At 34.5% G+C, this 24,442-nt stretch carries 25 protein-coding genes and 1 other annotated feature; of the genes, 2 read left to right on the plus strand and 23 right to left on the minus strand.

Annotated features, from left to right (window positions below; all coding sequences use genetic code 11):
• Positions 1 to 6: 6 nt before the first annotated feature.
• From M2098_RS02775 to truB, 9 genes are all read right to left on the minus strand, one after another.
• Positions 7 to 855, minus strand: a complete 849-nt coding sequence (locus M2098_RS02775) for a polyprenyl synthetase family protein (protein ID WP_280681438.1) — start codon at positions 853 to 855, stop codon at positions 7 to 9.
• Positions 848 to 1,066: an exodeoxyribonuclease VII small subunit gene (xseB, locus tag M2098_RS02780; RefSeq protein WP_280681436.1), complete on the minus strand. Its 219-nt coding sequence runs from the start codon at positions 1,064 to 1,066 to the stop codon at positions 848 to 850. The genes M2098_RS02775 and xseB overlap by 8 nt, the downstream gene beginning before the upstream one ends.
• Complete coding sequence (gene xseA / locus M2098_RS02785; protein WP_280681434.1) at positions 1,056 to 2,321, minus strand: exodeoxyribonuclease VII large subunit; 1,266 nt, start codon at positions 2,319 to 2,321, stop codon at positions 1,056 to 1,058. The genes xseB and xseA overlap by 11 nt, the downstream gene beginning before the upstream one ends.
• Positions 2,318 to 2,695, minus strand: a complete 378-nt coding sequence (gene nusB / locus M2098_RS02790; RefSeq protein WP_134170279.1) for a transcription antitermination factor NusB — start codon at positions 2,693 to 2,695, stop codon at positions 2,318 to 2,320. Before nusB ends, xseA begins: the two co-directional genes overlap by 4 nt.
• A gap of 147 nt (positions 2,696 to 2,842) precedes the next feature.
• The gene (locus M2098_RS02795; RefSeq protein WP_280681430.1) at positions 2,843 to 3,622 is read right to left on the minus strand and encodes an HAD family hydrolase; all 780 of its coding nucleotides are present in this window, start codon (positions 3,620 to 3,622) and stop codon (positions 2,843 to 2,845) included.
• 79 nt (positions 3,623 to 3,701) lie between these two features.
• Entirely contained in the window at positions 3,702 to 4,031 is a 330-nt protein-coding gene (locus M2098_RS02800) for an Asp23/Gls24 family envelope stress response protein (protein WP_280681428.1), read from the minus strand.
• 41 nt (positions 4,032 to 4,072) lie between these two features.
• Positions 4,073 to 5,434 carry a RelA/spoT family protein gene (locus M2098_RS02805; protein WP_280681426.1) on the minus strand — a complete coding sequence of 454 codons (1,362 nt, stop codon included), beginning with the start codon at positions 5,432 to 5,434 and terminating at the stop codon, positions 4,073 to 4,075.
• The gene (locus M2098_RS02810; RefSeq protein WP_280681424.1) at positions 5,415 to 6,341 is read right to left on the minus strand and encodes a bifunctional riboflavin kinase/FAD synthetase; all 927 of its coding nucleotides are present in this window, start codon (positions 6,339 to 6,341) and stop codon (positions 5,415 to 5,417) included. The genes M2098_RS02805 and M2098_RS02810 overlap by 20 nt, the downstream gene beginning before the upstream one ends.
• The gene (truB, locus tag M2098_RS02815; protein ID WP_280681422.1) at positions 6,341 to 7,171 is read right to left on the minus strand and encodes a tRNA pseudouridine(55) synthase TruB; all 831 of its coding nucleotides are present in this window, start codon (positions 7,169 to 7,171) and stop codon (positions 6,341 to 6,343) included. Before truB ends, M2098_RS02810 begins: the two co-directional genes overlap by 1 nt.
• 120 nt (positions 7,172 to 7,291) lie before the next feature.
• On the opposite strand from truB, the gene M2098_RS02820 reads away from it, so the two are divergent.
• Together M2098_RS02820 and M2098_RS02825 are read left to right on the plus strand one after the other, a co-directional pair.
• Positions 7,292 to 8,044, plus strand: coding sequence for an ATP-binding protein (locus M2098_RS02820; RefSeq protein WP_280681420.1), 753 nt, complete (start codon positions 7,292 to 7,294; stop codon positions 8,042 to 8,044).
• 7 nt (positions 8,045 to 8,051) lie between these two features.
• Entirely contained in the window at positions 8,052 to 8,531 is a 480-nt protein-coding gene (locus tag M2098_RS02825) for a GNAT family N-acetyltransferase (protein ID WP_280712688.1), read from the plus strand.
• 45 nt (positions 8,532 to 8,576) lie between these two features.
• Here M2098_RS02825 and M2098_RS02830 read toward each other — a convergent pair whose 3' ends face one another.
• The 14 genes from M2098_RS02830 to M2098_RS02895 all read right to left on the minus strand — a co-directional run bounded on the left by M2098_RS02830 (position 8,577) and on the right by M2098_RS02895 (position 24,421).
• Positions 8,577 to 9,494, minus strand: coding sequence for a transketolase C-terminal domain-containing protein (locus M2098_RS02830; RefSeq protein ID WP_280681416.1), 918 nt, complete (start codon positions 9,492 to 9,494; stop codon positions 8,577 to 8,579).
• Positions 9,494 to 10,306: a transketolase gene (locus M2098_RS02835; RefSeq protein WP_280681414.1), complete on the minus strand. Its 813-nt coding sequence runs from the start codon at positions 10,304 to 10,306 to the stop codon at positions 9,494 to 9,496. Before M2098_RS02835 ends, M2098_RS02830 begins: the two co-directional genes overlap by 1 nt.
• 162 nt (positions 10,307 to 10,468) lie before the next feature.
• Positions 10,469 to 12,067 (minus strand): FGGY-family carbohydrate kinase, encoded by a 1,599-nt coding sequence (locus tag M2098_RS02840; protein WP_280681412.1) that lies wholly within the window; start codon positions 12,065 to 12,067, stop codon positions 10,469 to 10,471.
• 30 nt (positions 12,068 to 12,097) lie between these two features.
• Complete coding sequence (locus tag M2098_RS02845; protein WP_280681410.1) at positions 12,098 to 13,096, minus strand: aldose epimerase family protein; 999 nt, start codon at positions 13,094 to 13,096, stop codon at positions 12,098 to 12,100.
• 2 nt (positions 13,097 to 13,098) lie between these two features.
• A complete protein-coding gene (locus M2098_RS02850) occupies positions 13,099 to 13,800 on the minus strand; it encodes an L-ribulose-5-phosphate 4-epimerase (RefSeq protein WP_280681408.1) in 702 nt (233 codons plus the stop codon).
• An 8-nt stretch (positions 13,801 to 13,808) separates the two neighbouring features.
• On the minus strand, positions 13,809 to 15,290 hold the full coding sequence (gene araA, locus M2098_RS02855) for an L-arabinose isomerase (RefSeq protein ID WP_280681406.1): 1,482 nt from the start codon (positions 15,288 to 15,290) through the stop codon (positions 13,809 to 13,811).
• The gene (locus tag M2098_RS02860; RefSeq protein WP_280681405.1) at positions 15,283 to 16,374 is read right to left on the minus strand and encodes a GntR family transcriptional regulator; all 1,092 of its coding nucleotides are present in this window, start codon (positions 16,372 to 16,374) and stop codon (positions 15,283 to 15,285) included. The genes araA and M2098_RS02860 overlap by 8 nt, the downstream gene beginning before the upstream one ends.
• Before the next feature lie 408 nt (positions 16,375 to 16,782).
• On the minus strand, positions 16,783 to 18,522 hold the full coding sequence (aspS, locus tag M2098_RS02865; RefSeq protein WP_280681403.1) for an aspartate--tRNA ligase: 1,740 nt from the start codon (positions 18,520 to 18,522) through the stop codon (positions 16,783 to 16,785).
• Between the two features lie 8 nt (positions 18,523 to 18,530).
• Positions 18,531 to 19,865: a histidine--tRNA ligase gene (hisS, locus tag M2098_RS02870; RefSeq protein WP_280681401.1), complete on the minus strand. Its 1,335-nt coding sequence runs from the start codon at positions 19,863 to 19,865 to the stop codon at positions 18,531 to 18,533.
• 1 nt (position 19,866) lies between these two features.
• Positions 19,867 to 20,190: a TfoX/Sxy family protein gene (locus M2098_RS02875; RefSeq protein WP_280681399.1), complete on the minus strand. Its 324-nt coding sequence runs from the start codon at positions 20,188 to 20,190 to the stop codon at positions 19,867 to 19,869.
• Positions 20,191 to 20,262: 72 nt separating this feature from the next.
• Positions 20,263 to 20,453 (minus strand) — a binding site (T-box leader).
• Between the two features lie 97 nt (positions 20,454 to 20,550).
• Positions 20,551 to 20,760, minus strand: a complete 210-nt coding sequence (locus tag M2098_RS02880) for a hypothetical protein (protein WP_280681397.1) — start codon at positions 20,758 to 20,760, stop codon at positions 20,551 to 20,553.
• 55 nt (positions 20,761 to 20,815) lie between these two features.
• The gene (locus M2098_RS02885; protein WP_280686098.1) at positions 20,816 to 21,508 is read right to left on the minus strand and encodes a hemolysin III family protein; all 693 of its coding nucleotides are present in this window, start codon (positions 21,506 to 21,508) and stop codon (positions 20,816 to 20,818) included.
• The gene (locus M2098_RS02890) at positions 21,509 to 22,105 is read right to left on the minus strand and encodes a TetR/AcrR family transcriptional regulator (RefSeq protein ID WP_280681393.1); all 597 of its coding nucleotides are present in this window, start codon (positions 22,103 to 22,105) and stop codon (positions 21,509 to 21,511) included. It abuts the gene before it with no gap.
• 105 nt (positions 22,106 to 22,210) lie between these two features.
• Complete coding sequence (locus tag M2098_RS02895; protein WP_280681391.1) at positions 22,211 to 24,421, minus strand: bifunctional (p)ppGpp synthetase/guanosine-3',5'-bis(diphosphate) 3'-pyrophosphohydrolase; 2,211 nt, start codon at positions 24,419 to 24,421, stop codon at positions 22,211 to 22,213.
• Positions 24,422 to 24,442 lie beyond the last annotated feature (21 nt).

Here is a 24,442-nt window from a genome sequence, read left to right on the forward strand (position 1 = left end):
TAACTCCTATTTTTGACGATTTCTTAGTTGATCAATCAACTCTGTCATCGAACGTTTATCAATGATTAAAGTATCAAGTAGATTCTCTATATCATTTAACAAAGTTTCGACAATTTCCTTACTTTTTTCTAATCCAAGTAAAGACACATATGTTGTTTTTTGATTTCTTTCATCACTTTTTGCATCTTTACCTAACATTTCAGATGATGCAGTTACATCTAAAATATCATCTTGAATTTGGAAAGCTAAACCAAGTTTATATCCAATTTGCTCCCAACATTCTTTATCACTACTGTATTTGTCTGCAATGATACTACCAATAATAAGTGGTAGTGTAATCAGTTTTGCAGTTTTATAATTATTGATTTCTTTTAATTCATCTAGTTCAATTGCTTTATTTTCATTTTGAATATCAAGTTGTTGTCCATAGATCATTCCTTTGATACCAGCTGCATTAACAAATTGTTCAATCACTAAACCTGTATCAATGCCTCTTTCACAACTTTTTGCAGCATAACGAAACGCTTCTGTTAATAATGTATCTCCAGCAAGAATTGCAATGTCTTCTCCATATTTAATGTGACAAGTTGGTTTGCCTCGACGCATGGTATCATTATCCATGCTTGGTAGATCATCGTGAATTAATGAATATGTGTGAATCATTTCGATTGCGATAGCTGCATCAATCCCTTTATTTAAAGGAATGTGATATGCATCCAAAGTTGCAAACAATATGTTACTACGTACATGCTTACCACCATTTAATAACGAATAATACGCTGCTTCTTTTACCACACCGTCTGGTGCATACGCTAAGGCATCTTGTAAGTATGGTTCAATATCAAACTTACTCATGTGTTGCCTCACTTTCATTTACTTCTTCTGCAATTAGTTGTGAAACTTGTTCTTCAAATCCTTGTAGTTGCTCATCGCAACTTTTTACAATTAGCAGTGCTTCTTTTAATAAATCGATAGCATCTTCTAGTTCCACTTCATTGCGTTCTAGTTGGCTTACTACTGTATCCAAACGATTCATTCTCTCTCTAAATGTCATTTTACTTTCCATCTGTTTCTCCCTCGACTTTCGCTTTGATTTCTCCATCTTGTAATCGTATATGAATGTCTTGTCCAACATGTACATCATTTACACTTTTAATTACATGGTCATCTTGATCAAAAGTTACCGCGTAACCGCGGTTTAATATTTTAAGTGGACTATATGCATCTAGTAATGCAACTTTCTTTTCATAGTCCTGTCTTTGTTTTTGACTATACTGTTTTACACTTGTATATAATCTTTCTTTTGCTCTAATTAATGCACTTGCATTTCTTTCATAATATACCTTACTTTTACTTAATCGTTGTACAATCAGTTGTAAATGTAATGCATCATCTTTAGTCAATGCATCTTTATTTGATAACAATGGCTTTTCTTGATAATAAAGCAGTTCACTACGACTATCTAGTAGTAGTTGCTCTACTTTGCGGATCGCACGTGCCTTTATTTCTTGTAAACGCATTTCTACTTCATGAATGTCAGGCGTTACAATTTCTGCAGCAGCACTTGGTGTAGGTGCACGTAAATCACTTACATAATCAACCAGTGTTGTATCCGTCTCATGTCCCACCCCTGTGACAATCGGCGTTTGCATTGCATGTATTTGACGAGCTAGCATTTCATCATTGAAACACCACAAGTCTTCAATGGATCCACCACCACGTACAAGTAATATAACTTCATGATGATTTTGATCTGCAATTCTCAAATTTTGAATAATATTGCTTGCTGCTTGTTCACCTTGGACCAAACTAGGATATAATTTCACTTTTGCAGCTGGCCATCTTCGTTCGATAATACTGAACACATCTTGAATTGCAGCTCCGGTTTTTGCACTTATAATTGCAATATCCATTGGATAGGTTGGTATTTGTTTTTTATGTTCAACAGCAAACAAACCTTCTTTATGAAGTTGTGCTTTTAACTGTTCAAGACGTAAATACAAATCCCCTTCTCCATCGCTTTGCATATTGGTAACATACAGTTGTACACTACCGCGGGCTTCATACATACTTACACTACACAAAACAATCACTTGCATTCCTTCACGAACTTGGAATTTTACATTTCTGGTGTGACTTGCAAACATCACACAACTCATGGAAACATTTTGGTCCTTTAAAGAAAAATACATATGACCACTACGATGATGTGTAAAGTTCGATATTTCACCCTTAACATATAAAGAGCGCAATTTTGGATCCCCATCAATTGCGCGTTTTACATATGCAGCGAGTTTTCGTAACTCTACAACTTGACTCATAGGCGATCCAATACTCCATTGATTAGTTTATAAGCATCATCATCACAGTATTTTTTTGCTAATTCGATGGCTTCATCAATAATAATTTGACGCTGCGCAGTTTCAAAATCTAGCTCTGTAGCAGCAATAAGTAATATTGCTTGCTCAATATAACCTAAGCGATCAAAGTTCCAACTACCATTTAAGACCTTGTTAATACGTTCTTTATATACAGGTAGATTCTTTGTAGCATCAATTGTAATTGTATACAAAAACGGTGGGATTTCATTCCCAATTTTATCATTATCTACAAGTACCCGCTTGATGTCTTTTTGTAATAAAAAACTTTGATATAGACTAGTCATTGCGACTTCTCTGGTTTCGTGACGATTCATAAAATACTCCTTATTTTCATCTCTTATTCTAACACAAAATGCTAGTGAATTATATCACAGTGGCCAAAAAAAAAGAATAGGTAACCCATTCTTTGTTTCGCGTTTTTTGGAATTGACTTTCTTGTATGTTCACAACACTGTATATGCTTATAACCAACCAAAATGTTTACATGCATGTAAGATTCCATCTTCATCACAATTGGTCGTCACATATGTAGCAATATCCTTCAGTTCATCAACTGCATTTCCCATCGCAATCCCGGTTGCTGCTTGACTAACCATTGAAATATCATTATGTCCATCTCCGAAACAAACCACATCTTCAAGTGGTGCATCTAAGTATTTCATCATCTTTTGAATTCCACCATATTTATCATCTGGTTCAACAATCATAAATGGTGAATAATAACCAACAAGAATTATATCTTTGAATGTATGTAAATGCTCATATTTACGATATGATTCATCCACAATCATACGTGTTATCTTTTCATATGAATTTGGATCAAAATATGGATCAATTGTTACTTTCCCCCAAAAGTTAAATGAATCAATCGTTTGCTTTAAAGCTAAACTGTTTGTCACAAATTGATCATCCCCATCTTTTGATACCGCAATTGGGATTTGATATTCCTTACAGGTGTTTAGTAATGCTTGCACTTCTTCTTGATTCATTCCTTCATGAAATATCATCTCATCATCAACCTGGGCACAATATCCACCATTACTAACAATGTGATGAATTCCAAGTTGTTTGGCCATTTCTTTTGCATGATAGTGTGGTCGTCCTGTCGCTAGCGATAGAAAATGTCCTCGTTCTTTTAATGCTTGGATCGTATCTAATGTAAGCTTAGGAATCTCATTTCCATGCTTCACCCCTGTTGTTAGTGTACCATCCAAGTCAAAAAACATATATTTTTTCTTCATTCGATTTCCTCCACATTTCATTATACAGCAATAATGAAATGGAAACCAAAGTCTTTCCATAAAAAAAGAATAGTCGAAACTACTCTTTAAAATCAAACCCGATTACTCGAATATCAATTTCTTCTGGTTCAATATCACACATGTGTTTGATGTTTTCATAAATCTTACGTTGTAAGTTACTTGCAACATCAGGTACATTTGAATTGTATTTTACCTTTACGTTTACGATGATATGTAAACGATCGTTTACAACTTTAGATTGAATTGCATTTTTAAATGCTTTCTTATCAGCAATTTCAACTGCTTGATCTTCATCTATACAAACAGCTGCAATACTAGAAAATACTTCTGTACTTAAAGCAACCAATCCTTTTTCTTTTGTGTTCATTGCAATATATTCTTGAGCCATACTTATTTTCACCTCTCTGATTTATTATAGCACAACAAAGACTAAAATAGTTGAGCAACACTGTCAGATAATTCTTTTTGGTAATTCTCTTTATTCACTTCAAAATCAATGTAATTAATAATTCGTTTATCTACACTGTTTAAGAAGTTATTATAGGTTTCTTGAATTTTCTTGATTCTTTCGTTGTGTACGATTTGAATCGTTTCTACTTGAATGAGTGCTTGTGCTAACATTAACTCTAAATCTCGAATAACTAAAGTTGCATCACTTTGACTACAACTTTTAAACCGCTTTTCATAACAATCATTTTCAATAATAGAATCATGGAATACTTTCACAAACAATGCAAAGTCTTGATCATTATTTCCTGGTTCTACTGCAAATAGTATTTTAAAGAATACATACCACTCAAAGTCCTTATTCATCACTTCAATAAAGAAGTTTGAAATTGCTTTACTAAATGCATCTTTCGCACGTTTTGGCGGATGTACAACAAGCGCATTTTCAAAATCCATGTCATCATCTTGAATTCGTTTAAAAATTCCTAGTAACGATAATATTTGATCTTTATTGCTGTAATCCATTAAGTCTTTTTCAAATATATAATGTCCAAGAATTGCACTGGTGCCTCGTATATCCACACCAAAACCAATCGAAGTTTGTAGTTTTTGTAAACACAAATCATTGATTGCTTTACTTATTAACTCTTCGAATGAAAATCTGGAGTTAAAACTGCTCGTTATTTGATTTTCACCATCAAACGAATCATAAATGATTTGCAATTGTCGATCGATAATCACTAAATTCGCTTTAATTGAACTCAACATATCTTTAATCATTCCATCCGCTACACGAAAGGTATGATTTTTATAGACAAGTTTATGTTCAATATCTGACCAAAACGAGTTAACTAGACTTTTGATTTGCAGTTCAAAACGTACTTTATGGGTTCCATTTAAGAAATATCCATCAATTCGATAAATCGTATATCCGTTCTTTTGTGTCTGTGGTTGAAAACTTCCCATATCAAGTGCTAAATTTTTATGATGATAATTAATATAATATCCATCTTCCAATTGCACATTGAAAAATTCTTTCAATTGTTTATATGCTTTAAATTCATCTTCAATAAAACGCACATCAATTTTCAAACCAATTAAATCATGCATATTATCGACAATTGCTCTTGGTGAATCAAATGTCAAATAGTAACGATTACGGATAATCTTTTCACGTAAAGACATCTCTGTTTTAATTCGCGTCGTAATTCCAGTATGAATTTCTGAATCCAACATATTTAAAAGTGTGTATTTAATTTCTCTAGTGATAATCAAATACTCTTCTTGGTTTTCCTGAAATAAATTAATGCTTCTGTCAATAATATCAAACATTTCTAATTTCATAGGTATAATCTCTAACGGATTGAACATCGTTATCTAACTGTTCAATCAACTCCTCCTTACTGTTAAACTTCTTTTCATATCGCAAATACTTTGAAAACTCAACAACAAGTCGTTTTCCATAGATATCTTGATCAAAATCAAGTATATGTGCTTCTAGCGATAAAAAATCACGTCGGTTGATTGTCGGATTATGTCCAATGTTAATCATTGCTCGATACGTTTTCCCTTCATAAATCACACGTCCGATGTATACCCCAACCCGAGGTAATACAATAAATGGGTTGTACTCTATATTTGCTGTAGGATATCCTAGTTTTGTACTTCCAACTTTATTCCCATGAATAACAAAACCATCAATTGCATAGTAACGATTCATACATGAACTCACATATTCCACTTCACCTTTTTCTAGTGCTTCAATAATTGTTGTTGAAGAAATTTTTTGTCCGTATAACTCAACTAATGGAATGATTTTTGTTGGCATTTGTTTTTCAAGCATTAAGACATCCCCTTTGTTTTGCTTACCAAAGCGAAAATCTTCACCAGCAACAATTGTATCAATGCATAATGATTTTAGTAATTCGATAAAATCAGTAGCACTTACATTTGCCATCGCTTGATCAAAATGTAGTAAATAACACTGTTGAATTCCATAAGAACCGATTGCTTGTAAACGTTGTTCAATATCCATAATTGTTTTAATATCACGTTCTGGATATAAAACTTGCAGTGGTTCTCTTGAAAGTGTAATACATGCAGGTGTTAATCCTTTTTGCTTTGCTAGCTCAACGGTTTGTTTGATTAAGTGTTGATGTCCTACATGTACCCCATCAAAGAAACCAATACAAGCAACTGTCTTATTCATTACTTGATAGTGCTTGTTTGCATATATATCAAATATTTTCATTACCAAAGTCCTCTTTCACTACCATATAAACCGTTATCTAATCGTTTGTAAATCGCTATACAATTACCATCATGCGTAATGCATACACGCTTTTCAATCGTATCTAGTTTGATTTTTTTACCATGATAGATTTCCTCAATTGGTTTATACTCCACCATCTGTAAATGATTGAGCAATTCTTTAATTGGATATAATTTCATGGATTCAAGATCCAAGTTATCTAAACTTGTTGCTTGATTTATATCAAAGCGACCCACTTTTGTGCGTACAAGTGAAGACATACAACCTAAGTTATTACTCGCTGCTGCAATATCTACACATAGTGAGCGTACATAGGTTCCACTACCACAGTGCACACGAAACTTCATTGCAGATGCATCTAAACATTCAATTTCGTATATATCCACTTGGCGTGTTGGTATTTCTACAGGCTCGTTTGCTCTAGCGTATTCATAGAGTTTCTTTCCATTCACTTTTATACTAGAAACCAATGGTGGAGTTTGTGTGATGGTTCCTTGAAACTTTTGTAAAAGTGAAGGAAAATCTTCAATTGGTGTAATGGTTTTTTCTTCTAACACTTCACCCCAAACATCATCACTTAATGTCTTTTTTCCTAAAGCAAGAGTTGCAATATACTCTTTATCTGTATCTTCTAAAAATGGTAAGATTTTTGTTGCCTTACCCACCAACAATAAAAGAACACCAGTTGCATTAGGATCTAAAGTTCCCGTGTGTCCGATTTTCTTTGTCTTTAATTTTCTTCTTGCGATATTTACAACATCATGACTTGTCATGTCTGTTGGTTTGTTTATTACGAGTATTCCGTCCATAAGCCATCCTTTTTTCCTTTCATATTATACCATACTCGCTACAACAAATATGTATAATAAACTGTCGAAATTGGTGATTATTACAATTTGTAAATTCCGGTATTCTAAAGAAGTGGAATTATGTATAATAGATGCATGAAGAAAATACTAAAACAATTACGCAAAGCAGATGAAGACTTTCATTTAATCGAATCGGATGATTTAATTATTGTTGGTGTTAGTGGGGGTAAAGACAGTATGTTATTGTTATATGCTTTATCACTATATCAAAAGTTTGAACATAAGAAATTTCGTTTACTTGCAGTTCATCTAAAAATGAATTTTCCTGATATGGATAGTACACCAATCAAAGACTATTGTAAGAAGTTAGGTGTAGAGTACTATGAAGAAGACACCTATATGAACGAGATTCTGACATATCATCAACGCAAAGATGGTTCTTATGATTGCAGTTTATGTTCTACTTTAAAGCGTGGAGCAATCGTCAACATAGCAAAAGAAAGGCAAGCAACAAAAATATGCTTTGCCCACCATGCAGATGATGCAATTGAGACATTTTTCTTAAATGCAATCTATGGTGGACGTTTAGAAACCTTCCAACCGGATATTTATTATGAAGATAAAGAGATTCATTTTATTCGACCGCTTATTTATACTTACGAAAAAGATATCAAGCAGGCAGTTAAAAAATACGATCTTCCAATCGTAGAAAGCACGTGTCCAAATGATGGAGTAAGTAAACGTGAAGATATGAAACAACTCGTTCAAAGTATCTATAAAATCTATCCACAAGCAGATAAAAATTTGCTGAATATGTTGAGTAATGAAAACATCCATTTATGGAAAAAAGTTACTAGCAAATCAGAAAGATAACATTATTATGAATATACGTTATGCAACTTTAGATGATGCACAAACAATCGCATCAATTGAAGCTTCTTGTTTCCCAAAATCAGAGGCAGCAAATTTACACGCAATTATGATGCGTCTTACTACTTATGAACACGGTTGTTTTGTTTTGGAAGTAAACAATCAAATTGTAAGTTTTATTAGTGGAATGTATACAAATACACCATTCATTTGTGATTCTATGTATGATTCTAGCGATATGTATCAAGCAGATGGTATATATTTAGCGATTTTTTCTGTTAGTACACATCCTAATTATCAAGGAAAACACTATGCATCAACTCTTATGAATCATGTTATTGCTACTTGTAAAAATCAAAATTGTGAAGGTATAATTCTTACATGCAAAAAACAATTACTATCCTTCTATGAGCAATTTGGCTTTAACAATAAAGGAATTTCTTCTTCCACACATGGTGATGCTGTATGGTATGATATGATATGCATCTAGACTTCTAAAAAAGGACTTGGCAATTTGTGCTAAGTCCTTTACTTATTATAGATATGTATTTACTTTGTTTGCGATAGCTTGACTATCAAGTCCGTATTTCTTTAATAGATCTGCAGGTTTTCCTGATTCTCCAAATGTGTCATTAACTCCCATACGAACAACTGGACATAGGTTGTGTTCAGCTAATGCTTCTACAACTGCTCCTCCAAGTCCGCCAATGATACTGTGCTCTTCAATTGTCACAATTACATCATGTGTTTTTGCTAGATCAATCAATAAGTCTGTATCAATTGGTTTGATGGTTGGCATATTGACGATTGTCGGGTTTCCTTCATATAAGTCTTTTGCCGATAATGCTTCTCGCACCATCATTCCTGTAGTTACAATGGCAACTTTTTCTCCTTTGTTGAGGATGACTCCTTTTCCAAGTTCAAATGTATAGTCTTCATTGTTCACTCTTTCGACTCCAGAACGTCCAAGTCTTACATAACATGGTCCATCTATATCATATACTGCATTGATAATTGCTGCAGTTTCAATATCATCACATGGTTGGAATACTTTCATATTTGGAATTGCACGCATAAGTGCTAAATCTTCAACACTTTGGTGACTTGCTCCATCTTCTCCAACGGTTAATCCTGCATGTGTTGCACATACTTTTACATTTAGGTTTGGATAACAGATAGAGTTACGAATTTGTTCGAATGCTCTTCCTGCTGCAAACATTGCAAAACTAGATGCGTATACAACTTTATTACTTGCTGCAAGTCCTGCTGCTACACTCATCATATTTCCTTCAGCAATCCCCATGTTGAAGTGATGGTCAGCTCTTGCATTTTTTGCATCAATTGTTTTTGTACTTTTCGTTAAGTCTGCATCTAGTACGATAACGTTATCTTTCTCAACGATTAACTTCGCTAAGGTTTTTCCGTATGCTTCTCTTGTTGCTACTTTCGCCATTACTTACTACCTCCACGTAAACATTCCATTGCTGCTTCGTATTGCTCCTTATTTGGTGCAACACCATGCCATCCATAGTCACCTTCCATGAAACTTACACATTTCCCTTTTGTGGTTTTGGCTAGAATCATGGTTGGTTTTCCTTTGCAATTTCTTGCTTCATCAAACCCACGACGAATGTCATCAAAATCATGTCCGTCAATGTGTACAACATTCCATCCGAATGCCGCAAATTTTTCATCAATTGGTGTTGGATTCATAACATCTGTAATGTTTCCATCGATTTGTAGTCCATTAAAATCTACAACTGCACATAGATTATCAAGTTTATAGTGTGCTGCTGCCATAGCTGCTTCCCATACTTGACCTTCTTCACATTCACCATCTCCAAGCATTGCATATACTCGATTTGGTGAGTTATCCACTTTATTTGCAATTGCCATTCCTACTGCACATGAGACCCCTTGTCCCAATGATCCAGTAGACATATCTACACCTTCTACATAATTCATGTTTGGGTGTCCTTGTAGTTTTGAATCTACTTGTCTGAATGTTGGAATTAAATCCGTAGAGATAATACCTTTCTCCATTAAAATTCCATATAACAATGGTGAAGCATGTCCTTTACTTAAGACAAAACGATCACGATTGTTTGATGAAGCATTATCCGTGTTGATATTCATTTCATCGAAATACAAGTAAGTAATGATGTCTGCACCACTTAATGAACCACCTGGGTGTCCTGATTGTGCTGCATAGACCATGTCAATGATGTTCTTACGAACGTTTGTTGCGTGTTCTTTTAAGTTCATACGTACCTAATAAAAGGGAAAAGTATTTCTCCCTTCGTTTTCCTTTCTGCATTATTGTACCATTTTTTATAGTGCTTGAACATTGGCAATACGGTACATTTTTTGTCCAATATTTTGTCACAGAGTATACCTATGTATATTTCTATCACAAAAATTGTATACTTATTGACTAATTAATTCAGAAGCAAGCTTTACAACTGGTAATGCTTCGACATATTTTTCCATAAATGCATCAAATCCAATAGCTTCATCTTCATGCGGTGAAATGATTTCTTGTTTTGCATTTTTAAAGACATCTTCTTTCAAGTAAGAAGCTAACGTTTTTGTATTTTCTTTAGTATACTTTGCAAGTAATGCAATTCCCCATGCACCACCTTCACCAGCAGTTTCCATAAGTGCAACTGGAGTACGTAAAGCTGCCGCTAAAATACGTTGTCCAACTTCTTCCGTTTTGAAAAATCCTCCATGTCCATAAATACAATCTAAAGATACTTTCTCTTCCTTTAATAAAATATCCATACCAAGTTTTAATACACCAAAAGAAGCATATAGTTGTGTTCGCATAAAGTTAGCAAGCGTAAATGATGAATTTGGTGTACGAACAAATAATGGACGTCCATGATCAATCTCAGTAATATGCTCACCTGACAAGTAGTTGTAGTTTAATAATCCACCACAATCAACATCTCCTTCAAGTGCTTTCTTAAATAATGTTGTAAATAGCTCATGCTTTGAAATCGCGGTACCAAAAGTATCTAATAACTGCTCAAATAGTTGCATCCAAGCATTTAAGTCTGACGTACAGTTATTAACATGTACCATAGCAACAAGTTCACCACTTGGCGTTGTAACAATATCAACTGCATCATAAACCTTTGATAATTCATGTTCCAAAACAACCATGGCAAAAGTTGAAGTACCTGCTGAAATATTCCCAGTTTTTACTTCTACAGCATTGGTTGCTACCATACCCGTTCCTGCATCACCTTCAGGTGGACAGAAAATACTACCAGTTTTTAGTTCACCACTTGGATCAAGTAATAAAGCTCCAGATGTACTTAGCGTTCCTGCTTGCTCACCTGCAAGCAAAACAGAAGGTAAGATATCACGTAAGTTCCATGAATATCCATCTGCTTTTGCTAGTAAATCAAATGTATCAATCATTTGTTGATTGTAATCTTTTGTTTCTAAGTCAATTGGAAACATTCCGCTAGCTTCACCTACACCCATCACTTTTTGATTTGTTAACTTGTAGTGAACATATCCAGCAAGTGTACTTAAAAAGTGAATATCATGAACATGTTCTTCTTTTGCTAGCATTGCTTGATATAAATGGGCAATTGACCAACGTTGCGGTATTTTATAGTTAAATAACTCTGTTAACTTCTTACTTGCTTCTTGCGTCATTGTATTTTGCCATGTACGAAATGGAACTAATAGTTTATCTTGCTTATCAAAAACCATGTATCCATGCATCATTGCACTTATACCTATTTGTCCTATCTTCACTAACTTTACATCGTAAGCTTTTTCTACATCTTCTTTTAATGCTCGATAACTTGCTTGAATTCCATTCCATACATCTTCTTCACTATATGTAAAAATTTCATTTTCAAATCGTGATTGCCATTCATGATTTCCACTTGCAATCACTGTTGTATCACTTGCAATAAGAACTGCTTTAATGCGAGTAGACCCTAATTCAATTCCTAAAGATGTACTTCCTGCAAGGATTTCTTGTTTTACTTGTTCTTTATTCATGCTTTACTCCTTTATTCATGCTTTACTCCTTTATTCAAAGGTAAATGTTGTAGTTGAAGTAAATACTTCATTTGCTTTTAACACTGACTTTGGTTCATTTTCGATATTGATATTATCAGGCATAAACGATGTTTCAATACATAGTGCACAGTGTCCTGTATATAAAGCACCATCTTTACCAATAAGCGCATCTTCATAAGCAGGTACATACATGTGATATCCACTTAAGTCCGTTTCTACACATAGTTTATGTTTTGTAGTTGGATCATAAACTGTGACTTTTCTTTCTACATTATCCGCAAAATCAAAGTAGTGATCATATCCATTACAAAATTGGATTTGTGGATCATCTGCATCAATGTCTTTTCCAATCGCTTTTCCTTCTAAGAAATCAAATGGTGTACCTTTGATGTCAACTAATTTTCCAGTTACCAGACGATCTGCATCCCCAGGTGCATACAATGGTGCCGTTGAACTCATGATTTGATCAACAATTTCACCATTGCCTTGCCCTTGTAAAGCAAAGTATGTATGGTTTGTAAAGTTTACAATTGTATCTACATCACTTTGTGCTTTATATGTAACAACAAGTGTATTTTCTTTTAATTGAAAAGATACATTGAAATCCAAATTCCCTGGATACCCTTCTTCACCATCTTTGCTTGTGTAATGTAAGGTAAGTATGTCTTCATCAATTTGTGCATCAAAATAGCGCATATGAAATCCTGTAGGACCACCATGTAATGCGTTGGGTCCATTGTTCGTTGCTAATTGATAATCTATATTGTTGAGTGTGAATTTCCCATTACGAATACGGTTAGCAAAGCGTCCAATCGTTGCTCCAAAGTATGTATCATCATTTGGATAATCATTTACTGTTGGTTGTCCCAAAACTACATCCATACCATCTTCATTGTAGATAATATGGGTAATCGTTGCCCCTAAATTGATAATTTTAACACTTAGATCTTTGGAAGTCAGTGTATACTGTTCCAATTGATCATTTATTTTTTTTACAGTTATTGCCATACCTACTTCCCCTGTCCATAATACGCATTTGGACCATGTTTTCTTTTGAAATGCTTGTCCAATAATTCTTGTTGCATCACATCTGCTTTTCCTTGATGTAATTGCAATGTTGTAAATGCCATCGCTGCACATTCTTCCATAACAACTGCATTATGGACAGCATCAAAAGCATCGTTTCCCCAGGCAAATGGACCATGCGAATGAACAAGAACAGCTGGAACATCTACAGGATTTAGTTTCTTATCTGCAAATGTCTCGATAATCACGTTCCCTGTTTCAAGTTCATAGTTACCATGAATTTCATCATTCGTCATTTTCCTTGTGCATGGAATTTCACCATAAAAGTAATCGGCTTGTGTGGTTCCAAAAGCAGGAATTCCATATCCAGCTTGTGCAAATGAAGTTGCCCAGCGTGAGTGTGTATGTACAACACCATGCACTTGTGGCCATGCTTTATAAAAAGCTAGATGAGTCATTAAGTCGCTAGAAGGTTTCAAAGAACCTTCTACGACATTTCCTTCCATATCGACAACAACGATATCTTCTACTTTCATGTTGTCATATTCAACCCCACTTGGCTTAATAGCTACAACTTGATGTTCACGATCAATCTCAGAAACATTTCCCCATGTGAAAGTTATTAATCCATGTTTAGGTAAGAGTAGATTTGCATCTAATACTCTTTGTTTTAACTCCTCATACATATACGCACCTATTTTAACTTCCAAATAAGATCGTTGTATTGTAGTTCTCTTCTAAATGATGGTAAATCTAAGTCTTTACCAATGTGGATAAATTCAATATCCATGATTTCTGCAAAGTCTCGCATTTCTTCTGCAGTTAAATCATAGCTAATAGTACAGTGGTGTGCTCCACCAGCATAAATCCATGCTTCTGTACTTGATTCTAAATCAGGCAATGGCTTCCATAAAACACCAGCTACTGGTAACTTTGGCATTTCGTGTTCTTGTTTTTGACACACTACATCATGACAAATCATACGGAAACGATCTCCCATATCTACAAGCGTCACAAGAATTGCTGGTCCTGCTTTTGCTTTAAAAGTTAAGCGCGCAGGTGCTTCACGATCTCCAATTCCTAAATTATGTACTTCAATATTTGGTGTAGACTGTGCTAATGTTGGACATACTTCTAACATATGTGCTCCCATATTCATTCCATTTTCTGGATCAAAGTTATATGTGTAGTCTTCCATAAATCCAGTTCCACCATTTTTATCAACCGTCATCGCTTTCATGATTCGTGTCATTGCCGCGGTTTTCCAGTCACCTTCACCAGCAAAACCATATCCTTTACGTTCTAAATCTTGTGCAGCTAATCCTGGTAATTGTTTTAATTCTTGTAAGTCCTGGAAGTTTGTATGGAAAGCATTATAGTCTCCAAATTCTTTCATTGCTTTTTCGATTACAACTTCTTCTTTTGCTTGATAACGTACAGCATCTAATTGATCAGTTGCCATATGGTAATGTACTTCATATTCATTCATTTGTGCATCGACTTCTGCATCACTAACTTCATTTACCATGCGTATAATATCACCAACTCCATAGTGGTCCACTGTCCAACCAAGTTTAATTGCAGCTTCTACTTTGTCTCCATCTGTAACTGCGACATCACGCATGTTATCTGAAATACGCATAACCCGAGTTTTATTCGATTCTGCCGCACCAATTGCTGCACGCATCCAAGAACCCATACGCTTTCTTTGGTTTTCATCTTCCCAATGTCCGCTAATTACTTTTTGATTCATACGCATACGCGCAATGATGTATCCATGTTCACGATCTCCATGTGCTGCTTGGTTTAAGTTCATAAAGTCCATATCAATTTCGTTCCATGGAATATCGCGATTAAATTGTGTATTCACATGTAACAATGGTTTATTTAACACCTTAAAACCTGGAATCCACATCTTGCTTGGACTAAATGTGTGCATCCACGTTATTACACCTGCACAGTTTTCATCATTGTTTGCAGCTACAATCGTATCTTTAATTTCTTTTGCATTTCGTACGACTGGTTTCCAAACAATCGTTCCAATAACATTTGGATCTTTATTCCACCCATCAACCATAATTTTTGTGTGTTCATCTACTTGTTTTAATGTTTCTTCACCATATAAATCTTGAGATCCCACCACGAACCAAAAATTGTACTTTTTCAAACTATTCATCATAACCTCCTCCATTTTGTTGAATGTTTTTTACACTATTTCCTTCAACCAGTTTTGGTTGAAAGTCCACCGACTTGTTATATGTCGGTTTTTGAATCATTTCTAACATTGTTTTTGCAGCTGTACTACCAAGTTTTTGCAATGGATGTGCAACTGATGTAATTTCCACATCACTTTTTCCAATAAAGTCTGTGTGGTCAACAGACACAATGGATATCTGTTCAGGCACCTTAATATCATGCGCTTCCAAAAACTCAAGCAATTGATATGCAAGTGCATCGTTGTAGCAAAGAATTGCAGTATAATCCTTTAACTTATCCAGTAACATTTCATTCATAAAGCCTTTTTCAAAATCATCTGTACTGTACCAAAAAATATTTTCATCACTAATTTGTTGGCCATGTACCTTACTTGCATCATTAGCTCCTGAATATCGCAAATGTCCTTGGATATCATCATATTTAAAGAAAGAAAAGATCTTCCTATGTCCTCTTTCATACACATATTCATAAATCATTTGTCCTGTTTTACGATCATCTAATGCAACATGAACCGCTGGTAACACTTGATAACTTGCATTAATGAATAAGAGTGGATATCCTTGATCCATCAAACTTTGATACAAATCCATATTTGGATTTGGCAAGGCACTTCGTGTTGGCTCGATAATAAAACCATCAACATTTGACTGAATCATAAGTTCCAATGCCCGTCTTTCATCACTCACGCGATTATGTGTAAAACCAAGTTGCATCACATACTCATGATCTGCAAGCACCTCTTCAATTCCACCTAAGATCCTAGGAAAAATATAATCCGTATTATAGGTTGTAATTACTCCTACAACTTTACTTTCCTTATCACTTCTCTTACTTTTTTTAACATATGTTCCTGAACCTTGTGTTGATTCCAATAAACCCTCATTAATCAATAATGAGATTGCTTGTCTAATTGTTTGTCTTGAATATCCAAACTGTTTGGATAGGCTTGCTTCTGTTTGAATTTTATCTCCATGATGAAGTGCACCCGTATCAATTTGGTCCTTGATCCAATTTGCAACTACCATGTACTTTGCTTTTGTCATAATACCCTCTTTTCATGCATACCTTAACAAAATAAAAATTGACTTTCAATCGAAAATCCACAATTTGTACGTACAAATAAAAAGTCCGTAAAATATTCATATGAAATCGTAAAATAGCAAAGATTTATACCAATTTGTATGTAACAAATTTCTCTGTATAAACAAAAAAAGCACAAGCGTGCTTTTTGTTTATATTATTGTCTAGGAGGAGATCTTTCCCTGTTTTAGCAGGTGGGTTTTCTGTGCACCACACTAGGATTCCTAAGCAATGCAAAGGCGTTCAACACAGTGATACAACTTCTAAAATCCCTTATCTCAAAGTGTCGGAAAATATGTAGCTCCTAGACATGTATATTATATCAGTTTGTTTAATAAAGTGCAGTCTTGACAACCAAGTTATTTATGCTTTTACTCTTTTTCGCTGTAAACAACTTGTAAATGCAGTTCTTCGAGTTGTTTATCATCAACTTTACCTGGTGCACCTGTCATTGGACAACGTGCAGCAGCATTTTTAGGGAATGCAATAACATCACGAATTGAGTCTGATTTACTTAAAATCATCGCAACACGATCAAGTCCATATGCAAATCCACCATGTGGTGGTGTACCATATTTAAATGCATCCACAAAGAAACCAAAACGTTCTTGGATTTCTTCATCAGAGAAACCTAAAATCTTAAACATTTTCTTTTGGACTTCATTATCGTAAATACGAAGCGATCCTCCACCGATTTCATATCCATTTAATACCATATCGTATGCAGCTGCATGAACTTTCTCAGGAGCTGTATCTAAGTATTTTAAATCTTCATCTTTTGGACGTGTAAATGGGTGGTGTTTTGCATAATAACGACCATCTTCTTTGTCGTATTCCACAAGTGGGAAATCTGTTACCCATAAGAATGAGAAATCATCTTTACTTGTAAGTTGTAGTACATCAGCAAAGTGTAAACGCAATGCGCCAAGTACTTCACATGTTGTTTGCCATGTATCACTACTAATAAGTACTAAATCATTGTTTTGTAGGTTTAGTACAGTAATCAGTTCAGCAATTTCAGTATCACTGAAGAATTTCACAACTCCACCTTGTAGTGCATCATCTACAAATTTTAAGGAAACAAGTCCCCCTGCTCCATATTTTTTTGCAAGATCTGTTAACTTATCAATTTCTTTTCTAGATAGGCTTGCTTGTTCTGGCACAACAATGGCTTTAATGCTTTCTACGCCTTTGAATACTTTAAATTCTGAATGTTCAAAGACTCCTTTGATATCTTTTAATTCAATACCAAAGCGATTGTCTGGTTTATCTGAACCATAACGATTCATTGCTTCTTCATATGGTAAACGCAAAAATGGAACTTTTAAATCATAGTCTAAAGTTTCTTTCATAACCTTTACCATCATGTTTTCTAACATGGTTTGAATTTCCACTTCTGACATAAATGACATTTCAATATCCACTTGTGTAAAGTCAGGTTGACGGTCTGCACGTAAATCTTCATCTCTAAAACAACGTGCAACTTGGTAGTATTTTTCAAACCCTGAAATCATCAACAATTGTTTAAATAATTGTGGAGACTGCGGAAGTGCGTAGAATTCACCTTCATGAATACGACTAGGCACTAAGTAGTCACGTGCACCTTCAGGTGTTGATTTTGTTAGGATTGGTGTTTCAATTTCAAGAAACTCTTGATCATCTAAAAAATTACGCATCGTTTTCGTGATTTTATGACGTAACATCATTTTATTTTGCATTACAGGACGACGTAAATCTAAGTAACGATATACAAGACGTGTATCTTCTAATGCATCTGTTTCATCTGCAATAATTAGTGGTGTAGTTTCTGCTGTATTTACAATTTCAACCGCTTTTACTTTGATTTCGATATCACCTGTTGCTAGTTTTGGGTTTTTATCTTTACGTTCAGCAACAACTCCATCTACTTTTAAGATGTATTCATTACGTACATTTGTAATATGTTTAGCAAGTTGTTCATCAAAGACTAACTGTGTAATTCCATAACGGTCTCGTAAGTCAATAAATACAAGGGCTCCAAAATTACGACGTTTACTTACCCAACCAATTAAGGTTACTTCTTCATTTACATTGCGTAAACGCAATTCTTCATTGTTATGTGTTCGCTTCATACTTTCTCCTACTCATGATGACTGTGGCATTCACAGTTTCCATCCTCACAGTGACATTCGTGTTCATCTTCACTTTGAAATAATTCATCCATCAAATCAACCACTTGATTTACAGGTACAGTAAAGTTTTCTTGGCTCTCAATTACCTTCACAGTCACATTTCCTTCAATTAAATCTTTTTCACCGACAATTACAGCTACTTTAGCATTTTTACGCTCTACGCTCTTAAATTGTGCCTTAAATGAACGATCTAAATAATCTCTTTCACTTGTGTATCCTGCAGCTCGTAATTCTGTAACTAGTTGTAATGCAGTAAACGATGTATTTGGACTTAAGCTTAATACATACGCATCTAGTGTTTTTTCTTCACCAAGTTCTACACCTTCACCTTCTAAGGCAATTAATAGACGTTCCATACCCATAGCAAATCCAATCCCTGATAGTTCTGGACCACCAAAGTATTCGACAAGACCATCATAGCGTCCGCCACCAAAAACAGTAGATTGACTACCCATCTCTTTATTTGTTGATACAACTTCAAATACCGTATCTGTATAGTAATCTAGTCCACGTACCAAACGATCTTCGATTTCGTATGGAATTCCAAGTCCATCAAGTCCTTCGCAAACTGCTTCAAAGTACGCTTTACTTTCTTCAGTTAAGTAATCTTCAATTCTTGGAGCTGTTTTCATTGATTCACGTTTTGCATCAATTTTACAATCCAATAAACGTAGTGGGTTTTGTTCTAAACGACGTTTACAATCCGCACACATGTTATCGATATCTTTTTCAAAGTGTTCTTTCAATGCTTTACGATACGCTTCACGACTTTCATTGTCACCAAGTGTATTCACTAATACTTTTAATTCGCTCATTCCTAATGCAGAAACAATAGAATATCCTAAAGCTATTGTTTCAACATCAAGGTATGGATTTTTCGCACCAATAACTTCAACACCGAATTGGTGAAAGATTCTTTGTCTTCCCTTTTGTGGACGTTCATAACGGAACATTGGTCCTACATAATATAATTTCTTTGGTAAATCACCTTCACCAAACATCTTGTGTTGTACAAAGCTACGTACAACACTTGCAGTCATTTCTGGACGTAACGTCAAAGAGTCTTTTCCATTTATGGAAAATGTGTACATTTCTTTATTTACGACATCACTACTATCATTTTCACGTTTGAAAACTGCAGTGTCTTCAAACATTGGTGTACGAATTTCTTCATAATCATAAAGCATGCAAAATTGACGAATCACATCTTCAATTGCGTGCCATTTCTTAACATCTTTAGGAAGGATATCACTAGTCCCTCTTGGGTTTTGAAATTGCTTCATCTTATTCTCCTTTTTTCTTTCTTTTCTTTGGTACTGGAGTTACTTCTTCCAGTATTTCAATTACCGCTTCAACAAGTTTGCGATTTTCTATATCCAATACATAATGTTCTTTAGCAGATGGATATGGAAGACCACAACTAGCATCTTTCATGAGTTCTTCTAATTGCGGATGTTTTTTTACAAACACGGTATTATCACAAACGAGTAATACGGGTTTATCATTTGCATATACCATGTATTCACCAAACATCTTACGATGTCGTGTTTCATATGAACTGTGAAGTTGATCCATCACAAATTCTATATAGTCTACTGTTGTTGCCATCTACTCACTTCCTTTCATTATGTTAGTAATTACAACATTTATGTATATATCTAAAAGAAAAACGTCCTTACTTCTAAGGACGTTTATACGCGGTACCACCTTAGTTCATGTATACATACATGCACTCAAGACCTGTAACGTTGGCTAACGGCTAGGATTAACTAGCATCTCCAAAGCGTCCTTTATGTAGCTTATCAGAAACTTTCACCAACCGTTTCCTCTCTATAGACTACTTACATAAAGCTCTTTTTCTTCGATATATGTGAATATATTACCACGCTTAGTGAAAAAAAACAATGAAATGCTCACATTACATAATCGAAGTTTAAACAAATCAAATTCGTTCCCACTTTGTATGCTTTACTTCTCAATTTTCTTAAACTCAACCGTTTTATTCTTTAGTGATATTTTATTGACCTCATAACCATAATTACAACATTCCTTTTTGTAGGTTAGAAATGAATGATCAATTGGAACTCCAGTTATAGAAAGTATATCTTCATAAGATAGAACCAAACATTTCTCTTCACTAGTGCTTACATATTTCCATAACACATCGTATTTACTCATCGTCTATCTCCTTTACTGTTACTTTAGCAAATTGACATGCAATCGCATAATGTAATTACATTACATATAGTACAATTGCAAGAAAATGAAAGAAACTACCTACTAGAATAAATAAATGGAAAATCGAATGTGAATATTTCATCTTCTTTCCTAGAGCATAGAAAATAACACCAATCGAGTATGCAATACCACCAATTAACATATATAGTAATCCAGTAAAACCCACTCCAGTAAGTACTGCATCTTTAGCAAGCAAAACACTCCATCCCATTGCTAGATAGATAATTACTTCTAATATTTGAAACTTTTTAAACTTTGAAGCTGTTAATATCATACCAGCAATTGCCACTAGCCAAATTGCAATACAAAGTGTCCATCCAAGTTGATTATCATATTCACGAATGGTGCATAAAGCTATGGGTGTATACGTTCCTGCAACGAGTAAATAAATTGCACAGTGATCTAAGATACGAAATACTTTCTTAGCTTTTAAGCGTGGACTCAAACCATGATACACACTACTTGTTGTATAAAGCAAAATCATAGTTGCCCCAAAAATTGCACCACTAACAACACCATATCCATTTTGGTGTCTTGCAGCTATCACCACACATAGTACTGTTGCAACTATTCCTAATACACCACCAACGATATGACTAACCATATTGAATACTTCTTCACCTTTTGTATATGGTGGAATTGTTATTGCATCTAGTTTACTTTGTTTTCTCATCATTGCTTGCTCCATTTATCTCACCATCTCTTTCACAATTGCATCAACTGGATACTTTTCATCACAAATTAACTTTTGCATCATCAATCCATTTACACTACCTACAAGAATATACACAAATGCATCGACATCATGATTTGGTAAACGATCTTTTAGGATAGTAGCAAGTTGATGATGCCATTGATTATAAATACTTTGAAAACGCTTTGCGAGCTCTTCATCGCCAACAATTGCTTGACTGAGTAAATGAACGTGTAATTTCGCTCTTTGATTTGCATGCAACACTTTATTCATAATCGTTGAAAGTATTGTTTCTACAGAATCACTATCTTTTACATTTTCAAAAATACCATCAGTAATTCCCTTTAAATTGAAATCAGCAATATCTAATATAATGTCATTTTTAGCTGAATAGTAATAATATAGCGTTCCTTTTGAAATGCCAGCAGTTTTCGCGATATCTTTTAAACTTGTTTCCTTGATTCCCTGTTTCATCATCAAATCAGTTGCAACACGTAAAATATGTGTTCGCATATCAACAAGAACTTTTTCTTCTTCATTTTTTGTTTCTAACACTTCAACTTCATGTTTCTTTTTTTCTTTTTTACTCATAGCTACTCCTATACCAGTCGGCCGGACGACCGATAAGATAGTATTATAATACCACTTCATTAGTTTTCCGTCAACGACAACTAATAAAGTGGTTATTTTTTCAAACTATAGAATTACACGTTCGACTGAGTTTACACTTGTTACTTTCTTTAAGTTCGTCATTAAATTTTGTAATTGATCAAGATTTTGTACAAGAACAGTTAATTTTGTTGTTGCGTGAATTCCATCTTCATTTACTTTACTATCCACATGTTGCATTCCTACTTTGCTTTGACTTGATACCGTTACAATATCACTTAATAAGAAATTGCGATCTGTAGAATGAATGACAAGATGTACTGGATAGTTTTTTACAGTACGATTATCTTCCCATTCCACATCTATTAGACGTTCCTTTAAATCTTGTACATTTGGACAATCCTTACGGTGAACTTTAACCCCTTGCCCTTTGGTAATATATCCAACAATATCATCACCAGGTACTGGTGAACAACATGGTGCCAAACTAATAACAATACTGTCAATGCCTGGAACATGAACTCCATACTTACTTGAACTTTGTTCTTTAAGTTCCTTTTTCGTTGGTGCATGTGTTTTGAACTCGATATCTTTACTTCCCGTTTCACCAGCTCCAGCTTTTTGGTGTGTCAATTTTTCAATCGCATTTTGTAATGGCAATGCCTTAACAAATATTGCATAATACAAATCCGTTAATGTATGCATTTTAAATTGACCAGCTAGATTTTCAAGATGACGATTCACCATATAGTCTTTAGTTTCATAACCACGTTTACGTAATTCATCCTCTAGCATTTTCTTTCCTTTTTCTGCACCTTCTTCTTTTTCTTCTTGTTTGATGCGTTGGAAATAGGAACGAATTTTGTTTTTTGCATGATTTGATTTTACAATTTTTAACCAATCTTCACTTGGCTTTGAATTCTTGTTTGTTTTGATGTTAACAACATCACCCGTTTTTAGTTGTGTATTTAAAGGAACCAATACACCATTAACTGTTGCCCCAATGGTTTGGTGACCAACTTCTGTATGGATACGGTATGCAAAATCTAGTGGTGTTGATCCACTTGGTAGTGCAATAACTTTCCCTTTTGGACTCATCACATATACATTTGCTTCAAAGATATCTTTAGAAATCAAATTCATAAATGATTTTGCATCTTCATTTACATCTTCACTCATCAATTGGAAATCTTTGAAGAAGTGTAATTGTTCTTCTATTTCTTTTTGTTGTTGGTTTGGTACATAGTTTGAGTTTTCTTTATAACGCCAGTGCGCAGCAACCCCACGTTCCGCAATGTCATCCATCATTTCTGTACGGATTTGCACTTCAAAAATATTCCCCTCAATTCCAACAATTGTCGTATGCAAACTTTGATACATGTTCATCTTTGGCATAGCGATATAATCTTTAAATCGACCAGGAATTGGTGTATATTTCGCATGGATATATCCAAGTATCTCATAACAACCGACTTCCGTGTTTGTTACGATACGAATGGCAAGTAAATCTAAAATTTCTTCAAAACGCTTATTTTTGTTTACCATCTTTTTGTAGATACTGTATAGGTGTTTACTACGACCAAACATACGGAATGGTAAATTACGTTCTTCAAGAATACTTGAAAACTCACGAATCATCTCTTGGACTTGTTCATCACGTTCACTTTTTCTATTTTCTACTAATTTTGCAATTTCGTAATATTTTTCAGGATTTAGGTAATGGAAAGATAAATCTTCCAATTCATTTTTAATTTCGCTAATCCCTAAACGGTGTGCAATTGGAGCATAGACATCTAAGGTCTCTTGTGCAATTTTCTTTTGTTTTTCTGGCTTCATGAATTGCAGTGTACGCATATTATGCAAACGGTCTGCGAGTTTAATTAAAATGACGCGAACATCATTTGCCATCGCAATAAAAATCTTACGGTGATTACTTGCTAAATACTCTTCTTCATCACTGAATTTTAAGGAACCAATTTTCGTAACTGCTTCGACAAGTATATACACTTCTTGACCAAATCGTTCAATGAATTCTTCTTTAGTGACCCCACAATCTTCAATTACATCATGAAGTAGTCCTGCTGCAATCGTACTAGGTCCAGTACGCAAGTCAGCTAGTATTTTTGCCACATGTAAAACGTGCACTACATATGGTGCACCACTTTTTCTTTTTTGTGGCCGGTGTTTTTCTTCGGCGAATTCATAAGCATCTTGAATAAGTTTTAGGTTTTCTTCCTTTTTAATATAGGCCTTTACCTCATCCATGACCTCTTCAAACGTGATCAACTTGTCTTCCATAAAACTCCTCTTTATTACACA

This window comes from Breznakia sp. PFB1-19 (assembly GCF_029893935.1).
Lineage (GTDB): Bacteria > Bacillota_I > Bacilli_A > Erysipelotrichales > Erysipelotrichaceae > Breznakia > Breznakia blatticola.

What these genes read in the sequence shown, in the direction of transcription:
- M2098_RS02895 (WP_280681391.1), bottom strand. Translation starts at nt 24,421, where the DNA reads ATGGAAGACAAGTTGATCACGTTTGAAGAGGTCATGGATGAGGTAAAG.
- M2098_RS02820 (WP_280681420.1), top strand. Translation starts at nt 7,292, where the DNA reads ATGTATAATAGATGCATGAAGAAAATACTAAAACAATTACGCAAAGCA.
- M2098_RS02835 (WP_280681414.1), bottom strand. Translation starts at nt 10,306, where the DNA reads ATGAACTTAAAAGAACACGCAACAAACGTTCGTAAGAACATCATTGAC.
- M2098_RS02860 (WP_280681405.1), bottom strand. Translation starts at nt 16,374, where the DNA reads ATGACAAAAGCAAAGTACATGGTAGTTGCAAATTGGATCAAGGACCAA.
- M2098_RS02795 (WP_280681430.1), bottom strand. Translation starts at nt 3,622, where the DNA reads ATGAAGAAAAAATATATGTTTTTTGACTTGGATGGTACACTAACAACA.
- M2098_RS02840 (WP_280681412.1), bottom strand. Translation starts at nt 12,067, where the DNA reads ATGAATAAAGAACAAGTAAAACAAGAAATCCTTGCAGGAAGTACATCT.
- M2098_RS02825 (WP_280712688.1), top strand. Translation starts at nt 8,052, where the DNA reads ATGAATATACGTTATGCAACTTTAGATGATGCACAAACAATCGCATCA.
- M2098_RS02850 (WP_280681408.1), bottom strand. Translation starts at nt 13,800, where the DNA reads ATGTATGAGGAGTTAAAACAAAGAGTATTAGATGCAAATCTACTCTTA.
- M2098_RS02845 (WP_280681410.1), bottom strand. Translation starts at nt 13,096, where the DNA reads ATGGCAATAACTGTAAAAAAAATAAATGATCAATTGGAACAGTATACA.
- M2098_RS02875 (WP_280681399.1), bottom strand. Translation starts at nt 20,190, where the DNA reads ATGGCAACAACAGTAGACTATATAGAATTTGTGATGGATCAACTTCAC.
- M2098_RS02805 (WP_280681426.1), bottom strand. Translation starts at nt 5,434, where the DNA reads ATGAAATTAGAAATGTTTGATATTATTGACAGAAGCATTAATTTATTT.
- M2098_RS02830 (WP_280681416.1), bottom strand. Translation starts at nt 9,494, where the DNA reads ATGGCGAAAGTAGCAACAAGAGAAGCATACGGAAAAACCTTAGCGAAG.
- M2098_RS02810 (WP_280681424.1), bottom strand. Translation starts at nt 6,341, where the DNA reads ATGAAAATATTTGATATATATGCAAACAAGCACTATCAAGTAATGAAT.
- araA (WP_280681406.1), bottom strand. Translation starts at nt 15,290, where the DNA reads ATGAATAGTTTGAAAAAGTACAATTTTTGGTTCGTGGTGGGATCTCAA.
- truB (WP_280681422.1), bottom strand. Translation starts at nt 7,171, where the DNA reads ATGGACGGAATACTCGTAATAAACAAACCAACAGACATGACAAGTCAT.
- hisS (WP_280681401.1), bottom strand. Translation starts at nt 19,865, where the DNA reads ATGAAGCAATTTCAAAACCCAAGAGGGACTAGTGATATCCTTCCTAAA.
- M2098_RS02800 (WP_280681428.1), bottom strand. Translation starts at nt 4,031, where the DNA reads ATGGCTCAAGAATATATTGCAATGAACACAAAAGAAAAAGGATTGGTT.
- xseB (WP_280681436.1), bottom strand. Translation starts at nt 1,066, where the DNA reads ATGGAAAGTAAAATGACATTTAGAGAGAGAATGAATCGTTTGGATACA.
- M2098_RS02885 (WP_280686098.1), bottom strand. Translation starts at nt 21,508, where the DNA reads ATGGAGCAAGCAATGATGAGAAAACAAAGTAAACTAGATGCAATAACA.
- M2098_RS02890 (WP_280681393.1), bottom strand. Translation starts at nt 22,105, where the DNA reads ATGAGTAAAAAAGAAAAAAAGAAACATGAAGTTGAAGTGTTAGAAACA.
- xseA (WP_280681434.1), bottom strand. Translation starts at nt 2,321, where the DNA reads ATGAGTCAAGTTGTAGAGTTACGAAAACTCGCTGCATATGTAAAACGC.
- M2098_RS02880 (WP_280681397.1), bottom strand. Translation starts at nt 20,760, where the DNA reads ATGAGTAAATACGATGTGTTATGGAAATATGTAAGCACTAGTGAAGAG.
- aspS (WP_280681403.1), bottom strand. Translation starts at nt 18,522, where the DNA reads ATGAAGCGAACACATAACAATGAAGAATTGCGTTTACGCAATGTAAAT.
- nusB (WP_134170279.1), bottom strand. Translation starts at nt 2,695, where the DNA reads ATGAATCGTCACGAAACCAGAGAAGTCGCAATGACTAGTCTATATCAA.
- M2098_RS02775 (WP_280681438.1), bottom strand. Translation starts at nt 855, where the DNA reads ATGAGTAAGTTTGATATTGAACCATACTTACAAGATGCCTTAGCGTAT.